Below are 13,906 nucleotides of genomic sequence, written 5' to 3'. Positions count from 1 at the left end.
AAAGGGAACCACCATGGGCATCTTCACCCGCAAGCCGGCCGCCACCATCGACGAACCGGCCACCGAGCCCACCGAGCCCACCGACCCGACCCCCGCCCCTACACCGGCCGGCACGGTCAGCCTGTCGAAGGGCGCCTCCACCGGCATCAACCTCACGAAGACGGACCCGGCCCTCCAGATCACCGCGCACCTCGACTGGGACGGCGGCACCGCGTCCCGGCAGGCCCGCGGCGCCGACCTGGAGCTGTACATCCTCTACGTGCCCCGCGAGAACGTCGGCACCGCCGCCAACACCATCGGCAACGCCGTCTACTACAACAGCCTCGGTCACCTCGACCGCCCGCCGTTCATCCGCCACCACGGCGACAGCCTCATCCCCGGCCGGGAGACCGCCACCATCGGCCGCCTCGACCAGCAGGGCTACGCCCTCGTCTGCGCGTACAGCGCCGTCGGGAACGGCGTCGGCTCGTTCAAGTCGTTCGGGGCGCAGGCCATCGTCACCGACGGCGCCGGGCAGACCGTCACCGTCCCCTTGTACGACGACAACCCGAACGCCTACTGGGTGGCGATCGCCCTCGTCGACTTCACCGGCGACGGTGCTGTGATCCGGCAGGTCGAGCAGTACAGCCGGCCCAACTCCGAAAGCCGGCCGGTGTTGTACGCCGACGGCCTGGTCGTGATGGACGCCGGACCGATCGAGTTCAAGCGGTGATCCGCTTCCTGATCGGCCTGGTCCTGGGCGGCGTCTCCTCGGGCGCGACCTGGCTTCTCACCCACGACTACGGCTGGACGACCGTCGCCGGGATCACCGCGCTCATCCTCGACGACCTCCTCGACCTCTAGACCGCCGCGTCGAGCACTTCCCCCGAGGCTCCGCGGCACCCAGGGGCCAGCCCCCACCACCCCCAACGGGGGCTGGCCCCCTCATCAGCACACCCGAAAGCAGAGAACATGCCAGATCAAACCGACACCAAGCAGGCACCGCCGCTCGCGTTCGTCGACACGGAAACGACGGGCCTCGACCCCTTTCTCCACGAAGCGTGGGAGGTCGCTGTCATCTTCCGCGAAGGCGATTTCGACACCGAGCATGTCTTCCGCATCCAGCCCGACCTGTCGAACGCCGACCCGAGGGCCCTGGAGATCGGCCGCTACGAGGAACGGACCAATGCCCCTGGCTGGCACTGGCAGGACCGGCAGAAGACGGCCGAGATCCTGTACGGGCTCCTCAACGGCGCCGTGATGATCGGCTCCAACCCGGCGTTCGACGCCGAGATGCTCACCCATCTCCTCGGCCGCTACTACGACAACCCGCGGCCGTGGCACTACCGCACCGAGGACATCGCCACCCTGGCAGCCGGCTTCAGGTACGGGCAGGCATCCACAGGGGCCCTTGGCGGCGACTTCACCTTCCCCGGCGACTATCCGCAGCAGCCGTACAGCAGCTACGGACTGTCCCGCGCGGTTGGCGTCGAACCGCCCGCGAAGGAGGTCGCCCACACCGCGCTCGGCGACGCCCGCTGGGCGAAGGCCGTGTACGACGCGGTGACGGGCGGTGCGAAATGAGCACCGACCTGGACGCCCGCGTCGCGGAGCTCGAAGCCGAGAAGGCATCCCTTGAGGAGCTGCTCGACGAGACCAGCGACAAGCTCCGTGAGATCACCGAAGAACGCGACGAACTGCGGCGCGTGAACGTCGAGCTCGAAGAGAAGGTCGACACCGCCAAGGACCAGGTCAACGACCTCGCAAGGGACCTGAACCGGTGACCGCCATCCAGCCCGCGCCTCCCGCCGGCCGCCTCATTGGCACCTTCGAGCCCGGCAGCCCCGACTGGCATGCGGCCCGCGCCCACGGCATCGGCGGCTCCGAGATCTCCGCCGTCCTCGGCCTGTCCCCGCACGAGTCCCGGTTCTCCCTGTGGCACCGCAAGCAAGGCCACATCGGACCGGTCCAGGAAAGCCCCGAGATGTACTGGGGCAAGAAGCACGAGCCCACCATCTGCGATGAGTTCACCGAACGACACCCCGAACTCCTCGTCCTGCCCGCCGGTACCTACGTCGCCGACGACGCGCCCTGGTGGATCGCCAACCCCGACCGGCTCGGCTTCACCGCCGACGGCGAACTTGAAGTCGTCGAAGCGAAGACCGCTTACGACGACTTCGAATGGGGCGACGAAGACACCGACCAGGTCCCCGTCCACTACAAGGCGCAGGTCCGCTGGTACTGCCGAGCCCTCGGCGCCCGCCGCGCCCGCGTCGCCGTCCTCTTCGGGCTCTCCGACTACCGCGAATACGTCGTCGAACCCGACGACGAAGACGCCCAACTCATGTTCACGGCCGGCCAAGAGTTCATGAACTCGCTGAAAGCAGGCCAGGCCCCGTCGATCGACGGCCACACCGCGACCTTCCAAGCCGTGAAGGAAATCCCCGACGGGATGGTCGACGTCGACGTGCCCATCGACCCGTCACTCCGTGACCGGTACTTCGCCTCCCTGGCAGCCTTCAAGGCCGCCGAAGAGGAGAAGCGCTGCGCTTCCGGCCTCGTCCTCGACCAGATCGCTGACGGCCGCCGCGCCGTCGTCGGCAAGGACCGCGTCGCCACCCGCACCGTCCGCGACGGCAAGACCTACTCCCTTCAGCCCGCACGAAACAGGAGCACCGCCGCATGACCGAACAGTCGATCTCCAACGCTGTCGCCGTCCGCGACAACGGCCCGGCCGCCATGGTCGAGCGCTACCGCACCGACCTCGAACTCGTCATGCCCAGCCACCTCCAGGCCCGCGTCGGAGCGTGGATCCGCAACACCCAGGGCCTCCTGCGCCGCGACGAGAAGCTGATGAAGGCCGCACAGAACGACGTCGGCCAGTTCATCGCCATTCTCATGGACGCCGGACGCCTCGGCCTCGAACCCGGCACCGAGCAGTACTACCTGGTCCCGCGCTGGAACAACAAGAAGAAGTGCACCGAAGTCACCGGCGTCCGCGGTTACCAGGGCGAGATCGAGCTCATGTACCGGGCCGGCGCCGTCTCTTCGGTGATCGTCGAGGCCGTCTACACCAACGACGACTTCCAGTTCCGTCCGGGCCGTGACGAGCGGCCCGTCCACGACATCGACTGGGATGCCGAAGAGCGCGGCGAACTCCGCCTCGTCTACGCCTACGCCGTCATGAAAGACGGCGCCACCAGCAAGGTGGTCGTCCTCAACAAGGGCCACATCGCCAAGGCCATGGCCAAGTCCGACAGCGCCGACCAGGGCTGGTCGCCGTGGAAGACCGACACAGAGGCCATGTGGCTGAAGACCGCAGCCCACCGCCTCGCCAAGTGGGTGCCGACCTCCGCCGAATACATGCGCGAACAGCTCCGCTCTCAGGCCGCCGTGGAAGCCGAGACGCGCCCCGATCCGCTGCCGCTGACCGTTCCCGCACCCGCTCCCGGAACCGTCGACGACGACTACGACGAAGGCCCCGTCGAGGGCGAACTCGTCAACTGACCAGACCAGTTGGGGAGTCGCCGCGGCCCGAACCTGCGGCGACTCCCCGGACCAGGAGACCACACCATGCCCGAACTCCTCGTACAGATCGGCGGCGAGACGCTCCCGCTCCGATCGTGTCACTGGGTTCTCTTCGGCCCGAACGACTGCGCCTACGCCTCCGAGTACGGAGACGCCGCGGTCGACGCCGAACAGGCCCACAAGAATCTCCGCCCCTACAAGCGCGAACGAGACCGTGAAATCCAACAGGGCTACCGCATCGAACTCCTCAGCAAGGCCCAGTGGCACGAGCGGGCCTCCGACTGCTTCCGCGGCACCTGCACCCACCTGCCCCGGAGTCGTAAGGCGGTGGCGTCATGAAGGCCCTCACCGTTCGCCAGCCCTGGGCGGGGGCGATAGCCCACCAGTCGAAGCGGATTGAGAACCGTACCTGGCAGCTCCCCGGCAAGTACTGGGGTGCCCGCGTTCTCATCCACGCCAGCGCGCAGCGAGACCGGTTCGCAGTCGTCTACGGCGAGCACCTCGACGTGTACTCCGCGATCGTCGCCGTCGCCACGATCACCGGCTGCCACTACAGCGAGGACGGCACCTGCTGCGGGCCGTGGGGCGAAGAACGCGTCTACCACTGGACGCTCGCCGACGTCACCGCCCTCCCCACGCCCGTGCCCGCCACAGGGGCGCTCGGCTTCTGGACCCCCACCGAAGACGTCCTCGCCGCGGCCCTCCGCGAACTCACCGACCAGGAGGTCACGCCATGACGGACCAACTCCAGTTCCCGATCACCGTCACCGGGGTCATCTCCCCGACCGCCGCCGAGAACGCCAAGGCGGACGGCATGGCCCGCGCCGAGGCCAACACCAACCCGGACTGGGCGACCGCCTGCCGGGCTGCGATCGAGCTCATGGCCCGCCGCGGTACCCCGTTCCAGGCCGCCGACCTCATCGCCGAAGGCCTCGTCGACGAACCCGACCACACAGCCCGCTGGGGCGCCGCCTTCCAGGCAGCAGCCCGCGCCGGAGTGATCGAACACGCCGGGTTCGTGAAGTCGAAGCGCGCCACCGTCCACGGCTCGATCTGCAAGCAGTGGATCGGCAGCCCCATCTACCGGGGGAGCGCCGCATGATCAGCATCCTCGCCGGCCTGCTCTTCCTCGCGGTCCTCGCTTTCGCCGCCCACGCGGTCATCGCCCGCGCCCGTACCAGGAGGCGGACGTGAACGCACTCCAAGCCTGGTGCCTCGCCATCGACATCGGCACCGACGTCACCCCCGCCATGCAAACCCTCTCCGTCCTCATCCCCGGCGTCGTCTTCATCGCCGCCGCCTGGGCGTTCATCCGGCTCGCACGCCTCACCGCCCACCACCACAAGGCGTGGCGCCAGAGCCGGCGAAAGGTGCGCCAACTCCAGCAACACCTCCACGACCCCGCCAACCAGACCCGGAAGGAGCAGCCGTGACCACCACCGCACGCAAGGCCCCCCACCACAACAAGCTCACCTGCTACACCGACTACGGCTGCCGGCGCACCGACTGCGTCGAGCGCTACAACGCCTACCGCCGCGAACGCCGCCGCGCCGAAAACGAAGGCACCTGGCAGCCCTTCGTCGACGCCGCACCCGTCCGCGAACACCTCCGAGACCTGGAAGCCGCGGGCATCAACGCCCACCGCGTCGCCGCCCTCACCGGCCTGCCCTACCAGACCGTTCGTGAATTCCTCCACCACGCCTACGGAAACCGGCGTGCCCGGCGAAGCCGCACCAGCGCCGAGACCGCGCAGAAGATCCTCGCCGTCACCGCCGACGGCACCCTGCCCGGCTTCGTCGACGCAACCGCCACCCGGCGCCGCATCCAGGCGCTCGTCGCCCGCGGCTGGCCCATGAGCCGCCTCGGCGAACACATCGGCATCACCCCGAAGCACGTCTACAAGATCACCACGCAGCGATACGTGTACCACCACACCGCCCGCGCCGTAGAAGACGCCTACCACCGACTCGCAGCCAAGCGCCCCGACAAGAGCGGCATCGCCAAACGAGAGGCCGCCATCGCACGCCGCCGCGCCGCAGCCAACCGCTGGCCCACCCCCGCCTACTGGGCAGACCTCGGCGACCTCATCGCCGACCCCGACTTCGAACCCGAATACGGCCGCCTCCAGGCCGAGATCATCGCCGAAGAAGCCCGCTGGCTCATGACCGCCGGCCGCCTCAACCGCCAACAGGCCGCAGACCGCCTCGGCGTGTCCCTCTTCACCGTCGACCGCGCCCTTCGCGAACACCCCCACACCGAAATGGAGGTGGCCGCATGAGCTACCGCAACGACAACGACGCGCTGACCGTCATGGATTGGTTCTGCGGGGCCGGCGGGTCCAGTCAGGGCATGCACTCCGTTCCGGGCGTGCGCATGGAGCGCGCGGCGAACCACTGGGAGCGGGCGATCGAGTCGCACGCCGCGAACTTCCCGGAGGTCGACCACTACCGCGGCGACATCCGGGAGGCACCGGTCGAGCAGTGGCCGGTGACGGACATCTTCTGGGCCAGCCCGGAGTGCCCGCAGTGGTCCAACGCCCGTGGCAAGAAGCGCGACTTCGACGCCTCGTTGCAGGGCGACCTGTTCGAGGGATTCGGTCCGTCCGAGGAGGTCGAGCGGTCCCGGGCACTGATGGAGGAGGTGCCGCTGTACCTGCGCGGCGTCCAGGAGCGAGGCGGCCTGGTGAAGGCGGGCGTCGTCGAGAACGTCGTCGACGTCCGCGCCTGGGACCAGTGGGACCGGTGGATCGGCGAGCTCCACAAGCTCGGCTACAAGACCCGGGTCATCGCCCTCAACAGCATGCACGCGGACCCTCGCACGGTGCACAAGGCGCCGCAGTCCAGGGATCGCCTGTACGTCGCGTACTGGCACGCCTCGCTGGGGCGGACCCCGGACTGGGACAAGTGGCTGCGCCCGCGCGCCTGGTGCACCGGCTGCGAGCAATGGGTGCAGGCCGTGCAACGGTTCAAGCAGCCCGGCCGCGACATGGGCCGCTACCGCCAGCAGTACGTGTACCGGTGCCCGAACACAGCCTGCCGCAACCAGGTCGTGGAACCGGAGACGCTGCCCGCCGCCGTCGCGATCGACTGGACCATCCCCGGGCAGCGGATCGGAGACAGGGCCAAGCCGCTCGCGGACAAGACGCTGGCCCGGATCCAGGCCGGCCTCGACAAGTTCGCCCGACCGGTCACCCTCGAAGCCGCAGGCAACACCTTCGAGCGCAGGGCCGGCGTCCGTACCTGGCCCGTCGACGCCCCGCTCACGACCCAGACCACTACACCCACCAAGGCCGTCGCCTACGAGCCCTTCATGGTGCCCGCGGGAGGAACGTGGCGCAACGACCCGTCGAGCGTCCTCGACCCGATGGCCTGCCGAACCACCCGGGAGAACGACGGACTCGCCGTTCCCCCGCTCCTCATCCCCGTCGAGGGCCGGGACGGCAAGGAGCCGAACACGGCGAACCTGCCGCTCCGCACCCAGACCGCGCGGAACGAGACCGGCCTGGCCTGGCTGCCGTTCATGGTCACCATGCGCGGCGGCGGCGACCAGCTCCGCGGCCGGTCGATCGCCGAGCCCGTGGGCACGGTGTCCGCCAACGGCAACCACCACGGCCTCGTCACCCCGGACATCCCCGCCATGGTCATGCGGAACAACGGGTCGAAGGGTGACGGCGGCGAGCACTGCACCAGCGCCTCCGAGTACCTCCGCACCATGACGACGGCTGGCCACCAGTCCCTCGTCACCTGGGAGCACCTCCTCGTGCCGTACTACGGCAACGGCACCGCGAAGACGGTCCGCGAACCGGTCGGCACCTTGTCGACCCGCGACCGGTACGCCCTCGTCACGGGCGACGTCGACATCGAGGACGTCCTGTTCCGGATGCTGGAGCCCCACGAGATCGGCCGGGCAATGTCCTTCGCCGACCAGTACATCGTCCTCGGCTCGAAGCGCGAACGGGTCCGGCAGTACGGCAACGCGGTCACGCCGAACTGCGCCGAGGTCATCGTGTCGGCCCTCGTGGAGGCCATCAGCGGCGAGGAGATGGATCGGTACGCCGAGTCGGACCTGGCGGTGGCCGCATGACAGCAACCCGCCCGCACGGCAACGCGAAGTGCCACCTCGAACGCTGCCGTCGCACGACCTGCTGCCAGGGGGCCCACAGCTACGACTGCGCCCGGCGCCGGGCGATCGCCTACGGACGCTGGCAGCCCTACGTCGCTGCGGAACCGGTCCAACTGCACGTGCGCATGCTCGGCGAGTTCGGCATCGGTTGGATGCGCCTCGCCTACCTGGCCGGCGGTTCCCAGCTGGTTATCCGCCGCGATCTTCGGAGGGGACGAAGGCGACCGGCCCCCGAAAGGGCAGCCAAAGGGCGGCTGGAGGGCGGCTAAAGGACTGCAGGGAGGCAGGCGAAAAGACCTGGTCAACGCACTACCAGGCCGGAAGCGTGATCCACACACGACGAAGGCCCCACCGGAAGGCGGGGCCTATGGAGAGGAGGGAACGTGACGTCAGTCCGCCTCGGCCGTTGGCTTCTTGCGACGCACGACGATCTTGCGCTTGGGCTGTTCGATGCCCTGCTGCTTACGCCATGCGGCGACGCGGGCGTGGGCGTGGCGTCGCAGGTCGTCGGCTCGCGACGTTCCCTCCGCCTCGCACAGTTCCCCGTATGCGGTCCACGTGTCGTCGTCGATGCGGACTACGCGGCCGGGGGTTCCCTTCGTCGTCATGTCGACAGCGTATCTGACCGTGCGATGGCTAGTCACCGACCCGTTACGACGTGGCCCCCTGATGACCTACTGGTGACCGGTCACCTTGCGGTACCGTTCAAAAGTGCCACGGCGGCGCTCAAACGCTTCAACAGGCCGCCGTAAGGGCTTGGTTCCGTGCACCCAAATAGCCCCCAACCAGCACTCTCCGAAGGACATCCACTCATGGCCCGTGGACACGGCCGGATCCTCACCTCCATTTGGGAGGACCCCGACTTTCTCGCGCTCGACGAGCGGGCGCAGCGCCTCTACCTGTTCCTCATCTCGCAGCCGAACCTGAACCACGCCGGCTTGCTCGACCTGACGCTGCGGCGCTGGTCCCGCAAGGCCCGCGGGCTCACCTCTGCCGAACTGGAGAAGCTGCTCCAGCGCCTCGAAGAGACCCACTTCGTCGTCATGGACGACGACACCGAGGAACTCCTCATCCGCTCCTTCGTCCGCAACGACGGCGTCTGGCGCATGCCGAAAGTCATGGGCGCCATGGTCTCCGGCGCTCTGGAGATCTCCTCGCCGCGCCTTCGGACCGCCCTGCTCGCCGAGATGGACCGCATCCCGCTCGACGAACTCAGCGACGAGCCGACCAAGTACAAGGGGCAGGACGGCCCCTCCATCCGGCAGCAAGTCGTCATCCACATCAGCACCCTGCGCAAGGCGTTCGGCACCCCTGACCCTGACCCGTCCCGGAGGGGTTCGGAAACCCCCTCCGCACCCCCTTCGGGAACTCCCTCCGAAACCCCATCGCAGCCCCCTGCCGAGGGGGGTCCGAAAGGCTCTACGCGCGGGCGCGGGCGCGCGCTACACGCGCGTTCCCCTGCCCCTGCCCCTGCCCCTGCCCCTGCCCCTGCCCCAAACCCCGTAGTGGTTGAGGTGGGGGAGGAGACCTCAGGTAGTAGCCACCCGGGCCCCACGCCGCCTCACGGCGACGCCCCCATCGACATCGACGGCTTCGCACTCAACGACGGCATGCGGCGCTGGGCCCACCGCGACGGCTACGCCGACCGCATCGACATTGACTTCGAGACCGCCCAGTTCATCAGCCACTTCCGCAGCAACGGCCAACGCCGCAGCAACTGGAACGAGGAGTGGCAGAAGTGGATCCGCCGCGCCCACAAGTGGGACGTCGAGAACCAGCAGCGCCGCCCTGCCAACGTCATCCAGCTGCCGTCCGGTCAAACCCTCACCGGCACCGACGCCAAGGTCGCCGGCTGGGCCGCCATTGCCGCCTCCTTCGACGACGAGGACTCCGCATGAACCGAAAGGAAGCCGCCGAACTGCTCGGCCACTGCACGGCCTTCGACAACCGCCAGCCGTCAGCCGCCGCCGCAACTGCTTGGGCATCCGCCTTGCACGACGTGCCTCTCGACGACGACACGAAGAACGCTGTCGCCGCCTACTACACGACGCCGCCGCAGAACCCGAACGACCGGCTGTGGATCCTCCCGCACCACGTCCGCACCCTCCGCACCAAGATCCGCAACTCACGGCTGGAGAACTTCCAGTACGAGCCGCTGCCCGACGAGACGACCGGCGAGTACCTCGCCCGCTATCGCGGCCAGGTGCAGGCCATTGCCTCCGGCCGTATAGGCGCCCCCACCGGCCGGCTCGCGCTCGAAGGCGGCCCCTCCGCGCAGTTCATGGTCGAGCTGGAGGCCCGCGGCTGGGAAGGCAACCGGACTGTCCCGGACGGTGGCGAGCCGGTGGCCGAGCTCATCGACACGGTGCGCCGAGCGGGCCCGCTCGGCGTGATCTGCCCGTCGTGCGCCGCCGAGATCGGCTTCGCATGCAAGTCGGGCCACGCCACGAAGAAGTGGCCCCTCGGCAGGCCCCTCGCCAAGCCCCACACCACACGCACCCGTGCTGCGGCCGGCGAGCCCCAGCAGTCCCCCCAGGAGCGGGCCGCCGAGGAGGAGCGGATCCGCCAGATGTCAGGACAGGCCCTCGCACGCATGCAGGCCGACCAGGACATCCCCGACGCGGAAATCGTCGACGAGGAGGCGTCATGACTGCAGGTGAGGACGAGATCGGCGTCGACGACATCAAGGCCGTGCGTGCGGAGGGCCGTTCGGAGCTGCGGGCCCTGATGCGGGCACAGATCGACATCGGTCGGTCCCGGCGCGAAGGCGCCCCGAAATCCGCCACGCCGCGTCCGCCAGGCCACCGGCCTGGCGCCTGGCCCACCGGGAGCAGCACGCCCGGCCCGCCGCCCGAATGGTCGCTGCCCGCAGCCGCCTGGGACGCCGCAGTCCGCCACTACCGCAACGAAGAAGCCCACCCCGACGCGCCGTGCGACTGCGGCAACTGCCTGGAGGAAAGCCGATGACGTCTCGCCCGCCCGCCGCCCCGATGCCCATCGAGATCCGCAACCTGATGCGCGCCCGGCAGCATCCGGCACGCGCCGTCGACTGCCCGCACTGCGGTGCCCACGACCGCCGGCCCTGCTTCACCCGCACCGGCCGCCGTATGACAGATCCGCACCCGGGCCGCGTCGCCGCCTGGGCGCGCGCCTCAGCCTGCTGCCCCACCTGTCAGGTCGAGCCGACGATCCCCTGCCACCTCGACGGTCGTGAACTGCCCCACAACTCCGTCCACGCCCGCCGCTACGAGGAAGCTGAGGTCACCGCGGCATGAAGATCCGGGCCGATGTTGCCGAGCTGATCCATCAGGGCTTCAACAACGCGGAGATCTCGGAGCGCTGTGGAGTAGCTGCCCAGCACGTCACGTGGGCGCGGCGGTGCCTGCAGCGTGCCAACGCACCCACTCGCCGAGTTCCGACTGCGCTGGAACGTCTGTACGCGGAAGCTGTGCCGACGGGCAGGGTCCGCGACTACCAGCCGCCCAGTGGTCGCATGCCGTTGTCCGCGGATCAGCAGCGTGCCAACAGAGAGCGTCTTCTGGCTGCGCTTCGAGAGCCGGCTGCTTGATGGCCCGGCGCTGCGCTGGCTGTGGGCGCCCGTTGCGCGCCACACCCGGCCCCTACGGGCCCGTCTGTGCCCGCCGGCTCACCGGCGCCCCGAGACCGGCACCGCGCCTTACGGCCGAACGACCCCCGCACTGCGAGGGACAGGCCGAACTCCCGCTCCACGCCCACCAACCCACCCTCTGGAGCCTCTGATGACCCTCCCGCTCCTCCTCATCGATGTCGACGGCCCCCTCAACCCCTACGCCAGCAGCAACCGCCAGCACCGCCGCAACAAGATCTACCGCGAGTACAGGCTCAACGGCTTCCGCGTCTGGCTCAACCGCGCGCACGGCGAACAGTTCCTCGCCCTCGCCGACCTGTTCGAACTCACCTGGTGCACCACCTGGGAGCACGACGCCAACTCGATGATCGGCCCGCGCATCGGCCTTCCGGAGCTGCCCGTCGTCGAGTTCGACAAGCAGCGCATCGGCTCCGACGACGGCACGTACTTCAAGACCCACGAGATCGTCACCAGCGTCGCCGGCCGCCCCTTCGCGTGGATCGACGACGAGATCACCGACATCGACCGCGAGTACGTCGCCGCCCACCACAACGGTCCGGCACTGCTCCACCACGTCGACCCGCGCCTCGGCCTGCTGCCCGACGACTTCGCCGCCCTCGCCGAGTGGGCGAACAGCCTGACGGCCACATCGTGACCGCCCACACCGACCGCCGCCCCGCCGCCTGACCACCCGCCAACCAACACACCGGAGAAACCCATGACCACACGCCACTTCACCCGCGAGCAGCTCGACGCCATCGGAGTGCCGTTCGAACTCGACGGCGACGACACCTGCGCCACCGAACTCTCCGACGAACTCATCGGCACCGAACGCTGGACCAAAGTTCACCGCCTCGTCTTCCGCGCTCCCGACAGTGAAGCCGCATACCAGGTCACCTACGAAGTCGGCTCCACCGAACACCAGGACGGCATCGACCCGTGGCACCGGCACGGCAAGACCGTCCCCGCCGTTGAGGTCGAGGAGCGGCCCGTCGTCACCAAGCAGTGGCGCTCCGTCGACGCTCCGGCCGATCCGGACCTGAACCTCGTGCTCCCCGCGTGGGAGGCCATGTACGAGCCCGGGAACGTCTCCGACTACCTCATCGGCTACGCCAACAGCGAGGCCGGAGCGAAGGGCGCAGCGGAGGCGTGGCTGCGGTCACAGGCCGAGGTGACCGGCCGCCTGGAGTGGCAGCCGCAGAACCCGCCGGACGGCTACGACACCGAGGCTGAGCTGATCGAGCGCCACACCGACGGCATCGACACCGGGCCCGGGATCACCGTCCGCCACCGCGCCGTCTGAGCCACCCGCACCACCGCCTGACCGGCCTATCCGGTCACGGCCACCCGCGCGCCAACACGACCGCCAGCCAACTGACTTGGAGTCAACATGACCGACCCCCGCATCCTCCAGCTCGCCAAGCGCCGGCAGGACATGGCGCACGAGGAGTCCAGCATCAACCCGTCGTGGGATCAGCTCCACCGGGAGAGCCAGACGGTGCTGCTCTCCGAGGCCGAGGAGTGGCTGCTCGCCACCGTCGAGGCTGGGGTGGCCCCGCCCGCAGAGCGCCCCACCGACAAGCACAGCGCCGTCTGGGTCGACGAGGAGGGCTTCCTGTACGGGGAGTACCAGACCGTCCCGTCGTCGCACGGCGACGCACTCCTGCGCCTCGTCTGGGCCTCCGAGGTGTGCACCTCGAAGCGCGAGATGGAAGCCGAGGGTGCCGAGTTCCGCCTCCTCGGCTGGAGTCAGTGACGTCCCGCGACACGGGCCACCTGCCTGCCGGTAACAGGCGGGTGGCCCGCACCCCGAACCATCCCACCATTCACCTGGAGTTGACCATGACCGATCCGACCGATGACCGTCTCACCGCCGATATCCGTGCCGCCGACCGCCTGGTCGCGGAAGGCCGGCGTGCCGTGCATGAGGCCCTCGTCCTGCTGCCTGCCTGGGAGGCCGACCGGGTCCGCTCTCTCGTCGCCGACCTGGAGACCGCCATCGAAGGGCGTACCGCGATGCGCACGGGGCTGCGGTCCGCCGTGCTCACCGAGGCCGAGCGGCAGTTCCTCAAGTTCGCCCTCGACCTCGCCGCCGACCTCATGGCCTCGCGCGGCGACAAGTTCGAAGAGGACGACCAGACGGCGCTGGACTCACTGCGTCGTCTGGCCTCCGAGGAGCAGCCCGTGCCCGTCGACCGGGCCGCACTCCGCGACCGCATCGCCGACGCGCTGCTCACCACCCGGCGCACGGACTACGCCGACCTCGACGTGAAGGCGAACCACCGGCAGCACCGGTACGACGCCCGGTGCGCTCTGTGCGCCTACGACGTGGACGCGCTCGCCGACGCGGTGCTGGCCGTGCTCGGCACCAACACCGCCGTCCCGTCCGACGCGGCGATGTCCGGCGTGCTGTCCGCCCTGCCCGGTGCGGCCGGGATGGCACAGGCAGCACAGCAGGCCGAGGCGGAGCAGCCGGAGACCACGGCGGACGGCCAGCGGGCCGCGCTCAGTCGGGTCCGTGCGCTCCACCAGCAGTACGCCTTCGGAGCGGACGCACAGGACTACTGCGCTCACTGCAACCAGATCACAGGCGGATGGGTGCCGTGGCCGTGCCCGACGATGCAGACGCTAGAGGCCGTCGTTCCGTCCGCACCCGCCGAGGAGGCGTGA

22 protein-coding genes are annotated in these 13,906 nt (G+C 69.4%); 21 read left to right on the top strand and 1 reads right to left on the bottom strand.

Annotated elements, in window-relative coordinates; genetic code table 11:
* Positions 1 to 13 precede the first annotated feature (13 nt).
* The 13 genes from ACFZA0_RS06740 to ACFZA0_RS06680 all read left to right on the top strand — a co-directional run bounded on the left by ACFZA0_RS06740 (position 14) and on the right by ACFZA0_RS06680 (position 7,898).
* A complete protein-coding gene (locus tag ACFZA0_RS06740; protein ID WP_391012461.1) occupies positions 14 to 712 on the top strand; it encodes a hypothetical protein in 699 nt (232 codons plus the stop codon).
* Positions 709 to 843 carry a hypothetical protein gene (locus ACFZA0_RS06735; protein ID WP_391012458.1) on the top strand — a complete coding sequence of 45 codons (135 nt, stop codon included), beginning with the start codon at positions 709 to 711 and terminating at the stop codon, positions 841 to 843. Before ACFZA0_RS06740 ends, ACFZA0_RS06735 begins: the two co-directional genes overlap by 4 nt.
* Positions 844 to 951: 108 nt before the next feature.
* Complete coding sequence (locus tag ACFZA0_RS06730; RefSeq protein WP_391012455.1) at positions 952 to 1,563, top strand: exonuclease domain-containing protein; 612 nt, start codon at positions 952 to 954, stop codon at positions 1,561 to 1,563.
* On the top strand, positions 1,560 to 1,763 hold the full coding sequence (locus ACFZA0_RS06725; protein ID WP_391012452.1) for a hypothetical protein: 204 nt from the start codon (positions 1,560 to 1,562) through the stop codon (positions 1,761 to 1,763). The genes ACFZA0_RS06730 and ACFZA0_RS06725 overlap by 4 nt, the downstream gene beginning before the upstream one ends.
* Positions 1,760 to 2,665: a lambda-exonuclease family protein gene (locus ACFZA0_RS06720; protein WP_391012449.1), complete on the top strand. Its 906-nt coding sequence runs from the start codon at positions 1,760 to 1,762 to the stop codon at positions 2,663 to 2,665. The genes ACFZA0_RS06725 and ACFZA0_RS06720 overlap by 4 nt, the downstream gene beginning before the upstream one ends.
* Complete coding sequence (locus ACFZA0_RS06715) at positions 2,662 to 3,486, top strand: recombinase RecT (protein ID WP_391012446.1); 825 nt, start codon at positions 2,662 to 2,664, stop codon at positions 3,484 to 3,486. The genes ACFZA0_RS06720 and ACFZA0_RS06715 overlap by 4 nt, the downstream gene beginning before the upstream one ends.
* A 66-nt stretch (positions 3,487 to 3,552) precedes the next feature.
* Positions 3,553 to 3,846: a hypothetical protein gene (locus tag ACFZA0_RS06710; RefSeq protein ID WP_391012443.1), complete on the top strand. Its 294-nt coding sequence runs from the start codon at positions 3,553 to 3,555 to the stop codon at positions 3,844 to 3,846.
* Positions 3,843 to 4,244 carry a hypothetical protein gene (locus ACFZA0_RS06705; RefSeq protein WP_391012440.1) on the top strand — a complete coding sequence of 134 codons (402 nt, stop codon included), beginning with the start codon at positions 3,843 to 3,845 and terminating at the stop codon, positions 4,242 to 4,244. Before ACFZA0_RS06710 ends, ACFZA0_RS06705 begins: the two co-directional genes overlap by 4 nt.
* A complete protein-coding gene (locus ACFZA0_RS06700; RefSeq protein WP_391012437.1) occupies positions 4,241 to 4,609 on the top strand; it encodes a hypothetical protein in 369 nt (122 codons plus the stop codon). The genes ACFZA0_RS06705 and ACFZA0_RS06700 overlap by 4 nt, the downstream gene beginning before the upstream one ends.
* A gap of 88 nt (positions 4,610 to 4,697) precedes the next feature.
* Positions 4,698 to 4,940 carry a hypothetical protein gene (locus ACFZA0_RS06695; protein WP_391012434.1) on the top strand — a complete coding sequence of 81 codons (243 nt, stop codon included), beginning with the start codon at positions 4,698 to 4,700 and terminating at the stop codon, positions 4,938 to 4,940.
* Entirely contained in the window at positions 4,937 to 5,785 is an 849-nt protein-coding gene (locus ACFZA0_RS06690) for a hypothetical protein (protein ID WP_391012431.1), read from the top strand. The genes ACFZA0_RS06695 and ACFZA0_RS06690 overlap by 4 nt, the downstream gene beginning before the upstream one ends.
* Entirely contained in the window at positions 5,782 to 7,590 is a 1,809-nt protein-coding gene (locus ACFZA0_RS06685) for a DNA cytosine methyltransferase (RefSeq protein ID WP_391012428.1), read from the top strand. The genes ACFZA0_RS06690 and ACFZA0_RS06685 overlap by 4 nt, the downstream gene beginning before the upstream one ends.
* Positions 7,587 to 7,898 (top strand): hypothetical protein, encoded by a 312-nt coding sequence (locus tag ACFZA0_RS06680; RefSeq protein ID WP_391012426.1) that lies wholly within the window; start codon positions 7,587 to 7,589, stop codon positions 7,896 to 7,898. The genes ACFZA0_RS06685 and ACFZA0_RS06680 overlap by 4 nt, the downstream gene beginning before the upstream one ends.
* A 120-nt stretch (positions 7,899 to 8,018) precedes the next feature.
* On the opposite strand, the gene ACFZA0_RS06675 is transcribed toward ACFZA0_RS06680, so the two are convergent.
* Positions 8,019 to 8,237 carry a hypothetical protein gene (locus ACFZA0_RS06675; RefSeq protein WP_391012423.1) on the bottom strand — a complete coding sequence of 73 codons (219 nt, stop codon included), beginning with the start codon at positions 8,235 to 8,237 and terminating at the stop codon, positions 8,019 to 8,021.
* Between the two features lie 204 nt (positions 8,238 to 8,441).
* Here ACFZA0_RS06675 and ACFZA0_RS06670 point away from each other — a divergent pair, with 204 nt between their 5' ends.
* From ACFZA0_RS06670 to ACFZA0_RS06635, 8 genes are all read left to right on the top strand, one after another.
* Positions 8,442 to 9,527, top strand: a complete 1,086-nt coding sequence (locus tag ACFZA0_RS06670) for a hypothetical protein (RefSeq protein ID WP_391012421.1) — start codon at positions 8,442 to 8,444, stop codon at positions 9,525 to 9,527.
* Positions 9,524 to 10,279 (top strand): hypothetical protein, encoded by a 756-nt coding sequence (locus ACFZA0_RS06665; RefSeq protein WP_391012418.1) that lies wholly within the window; start codon positions 9,524 to 9,526, stop codon positions 10,277 to 10,279. The genes ACFZA0_RS06670 and ACFZA0_RS06665 overlap by 4 nt, the downstream gene beginning before the upstream one ends.
* Positions 10,276 to 10,596 carry a hypothetical protein gene (locus ACFZA0_RS06660; protein WP_391012415.1) on the top strand — a complete coding sequence of 107 codons (321 nt, stop codon included), beginning with the start codon at positions 10,276 to 10,278 and terminating at the stop codon, positions 10,594 to 10,596. The genes ACFZA0_RS06665 and ACFZA0_RS06660 overlap by 4 nt, the downstream gene beginning before the upstream one ends.
* Positions 10,593 to 10,904, top strand: a complete 312-nt coding sequence (locus tag ACFZA0_RS06655; RefSeq protein WP_391012412.1) for a hypothetical protein — start codon at positions 10,593 to 10,595, stop codon at positions 10,902 to 10,904. The genes ACFZA0_RS06660 and ACFZA0_RS06655 overlap by 4 nt, the downstream gene beginning before the upstream one ends.
* Positions 10,905 to 11,387: 483 nt before the next feature.
* The gene (locus ACFZA0_RS06650; RefSeq protein ID WP_391012409.1) at positions 11,388 to 11,891 is read left to right on the top strand and encodes a hypothetical protein; all 504 of its coding nucleotides are present in this window, start codon (positions 11,388 to 11,390) and stop codon (positions 11,889 to 11,891) included.
* Positions 11,892 to 11,954: 63 nt separating this feature from the next.
* Positions 11,955 to 12,539, top strand: a complete 585-nt coding sequence (locus ACFZA0_RS06645) for a hypothetical protein (RefSeq protein WP_391012407.1) — start codon at positions 11,955 to 11,957, stop codon at positions 12,537 to 12,539.
* Between the two features lie 87 nt (positions 12,540 to 12,626).
* The gene (locus ACFZA0_RS06640) at positions 12,627 to 12,992 is read left to right on the top strand and encodes a hypothetical protein (protein WP_391012405.1); all 366 of its coding nucleotides are present in this window, start codon (positions 12,627 to 12,629) and stop codon (positions 12,990 to 12,992) included.
* Between the two features lie 86 nt (positions 12,993 to 13,078).
* Positions 13,079 to 13,906 (top strand): hypothetical protein, encoded by an 828-nt coding sequence (locus tag ACFZA0_RS06635; protein WP_391012402.1) that lies wholly within the window; start codon positions 13,079 to 13,081, stop codon positions 13,904 to 13,906.

The sequence above is a fragment of the Streptomyces sp. NPDC008150 genome, assembly GCF_042956945.1.
GTDB lineage: Bacteria > Actinomycetota > Actinomycetes > Streptomycetales > Streptomycetaceae > Streptomyces.
This window is presented reverse-complemented; position numbering and strand designations above follow the sequence as displayed.

Coding starts and splice junctions, on each gene's coding strand:
- ACFZA0_RS06740 (WP_391012461.1), top strand. CDS start 14: ATGGGCATCTTCACCCGCAAGCCGGCCGCCACCATCGACGAACCGGCC.
- ACFZA0_RS06730 (WP_391012455.1), top strand. CDS start 952: ATGCCAGATCAAACCGACACCAAGCAGGCACCGCCGCTCGCGTTCGTC.
- ACFZA0_RS06725 (WP_391012452.1), top strand. CDS start 1,560: ATGAGCACCGACCTGGACGCCCGCGTCGCGGAGCTCGAAGCCGAGAAG.
- ACFZA0_RS06715 (WP_391012446.1), top strand. CDS start 2,662: ATGACCGAACAGTCGATCTCCAACGCTGTCGCCGTCCGCGACAACGGC.
- ACFZA0_RS06710 (WP_391012443.1), top strand. CDS start 3,553: ATGCCCGAACTCCTCGTACAGATCGGCGGCGAGACGCTCCCGCTCCGA.
- ACFZA0_RS06705 (WP_391012440.1), top strand. CDS start 3,843: ATGAAGGCCCTCACCGTTCGCCAGCCCTGGGCGGGGGCGATAGCCCAC.
- ACFZA0_RS06700 (WP_391012437.1), top strand. CDS start 4,241: ATGACGGACCAACTCCAGTTCCCGATCACCGTCACCGGGGTCATCTCC.
- ACFZA0_RS06685 (WP_391012428.1), top strand. CDS start 5,782: ATGAGCTACCGCAACGACAACGACGCGCTGACCGTCATGGATTGGTTC.
- ACFZA0_RS06680 (WP_391012426.1), top strand. CDS start 7,587: ATGACAGCAACCCGCCCGCACGGCAACGCGAAGTGCCACCTCGAACGC.
- ACFZA0_RS06675 (WP_391012423.1), bottom strand. CDS start 8,237: ATGACGACGAAGGGAACCCCCGGCCGCGTAGTCCGCATCGACGACGAC.
- ACFZA0_RS06670 (WP_391012421.1), top strand. CDS start 8,442: ATGGCCCGTGGACACGGCCGGATCCTCACCTCCATTTGGGAGGACCCC.
- ACFZA0_RS06665 (WP_391012418.1), top strand. CDS start 9,524: ATGAACCGAAAGGAAGCCGCCGAACTGCTCGGCCACTGCACGGCCTTC.
- ACFZA0_RS06660 (WP_391012415.1), top strand. CDS start 10,276: ATGACTGCAGGTGAGGACGAGATCGGCGTCGACGACATCAAGGCCGTG.
- ACFZA0_RS06655 (WP_391012412.1), top strand. CDS start 10,593: ATGACGTCTCGCCCGCCCGCCGCCCCGATGCCCATCGAGATCCGCAAC.
- ACFZA0_RS06650 (WP_391012409.1), top strand. CDS start 11,388: ATGACCCTCCCGCTCCTCCTCATCGATGTCGACGGCCCCCTCAACCCC.
- ACFZA0_RS06645 (WP_391012407.1), top strand. CDS start 11,955: ATGACCACACGCCACTTCACCCGCGAGCAGCTCGACGCCATCGGAGTG.
- ACFZA0_RS06640 (WP_391012405.1), top strand. CDS start 12,627: ATGACCGACCCCCGCATCCTCCAGCTCGCCAAGCGCCGGCAGGACATG.
- ACFZA0_RS06635 (WP_391012402.1), top strand. CDS start 13,079: ATGACCGATCCGACCGATGACCGTCTCACCGCCGATATCCGTGCCGCC.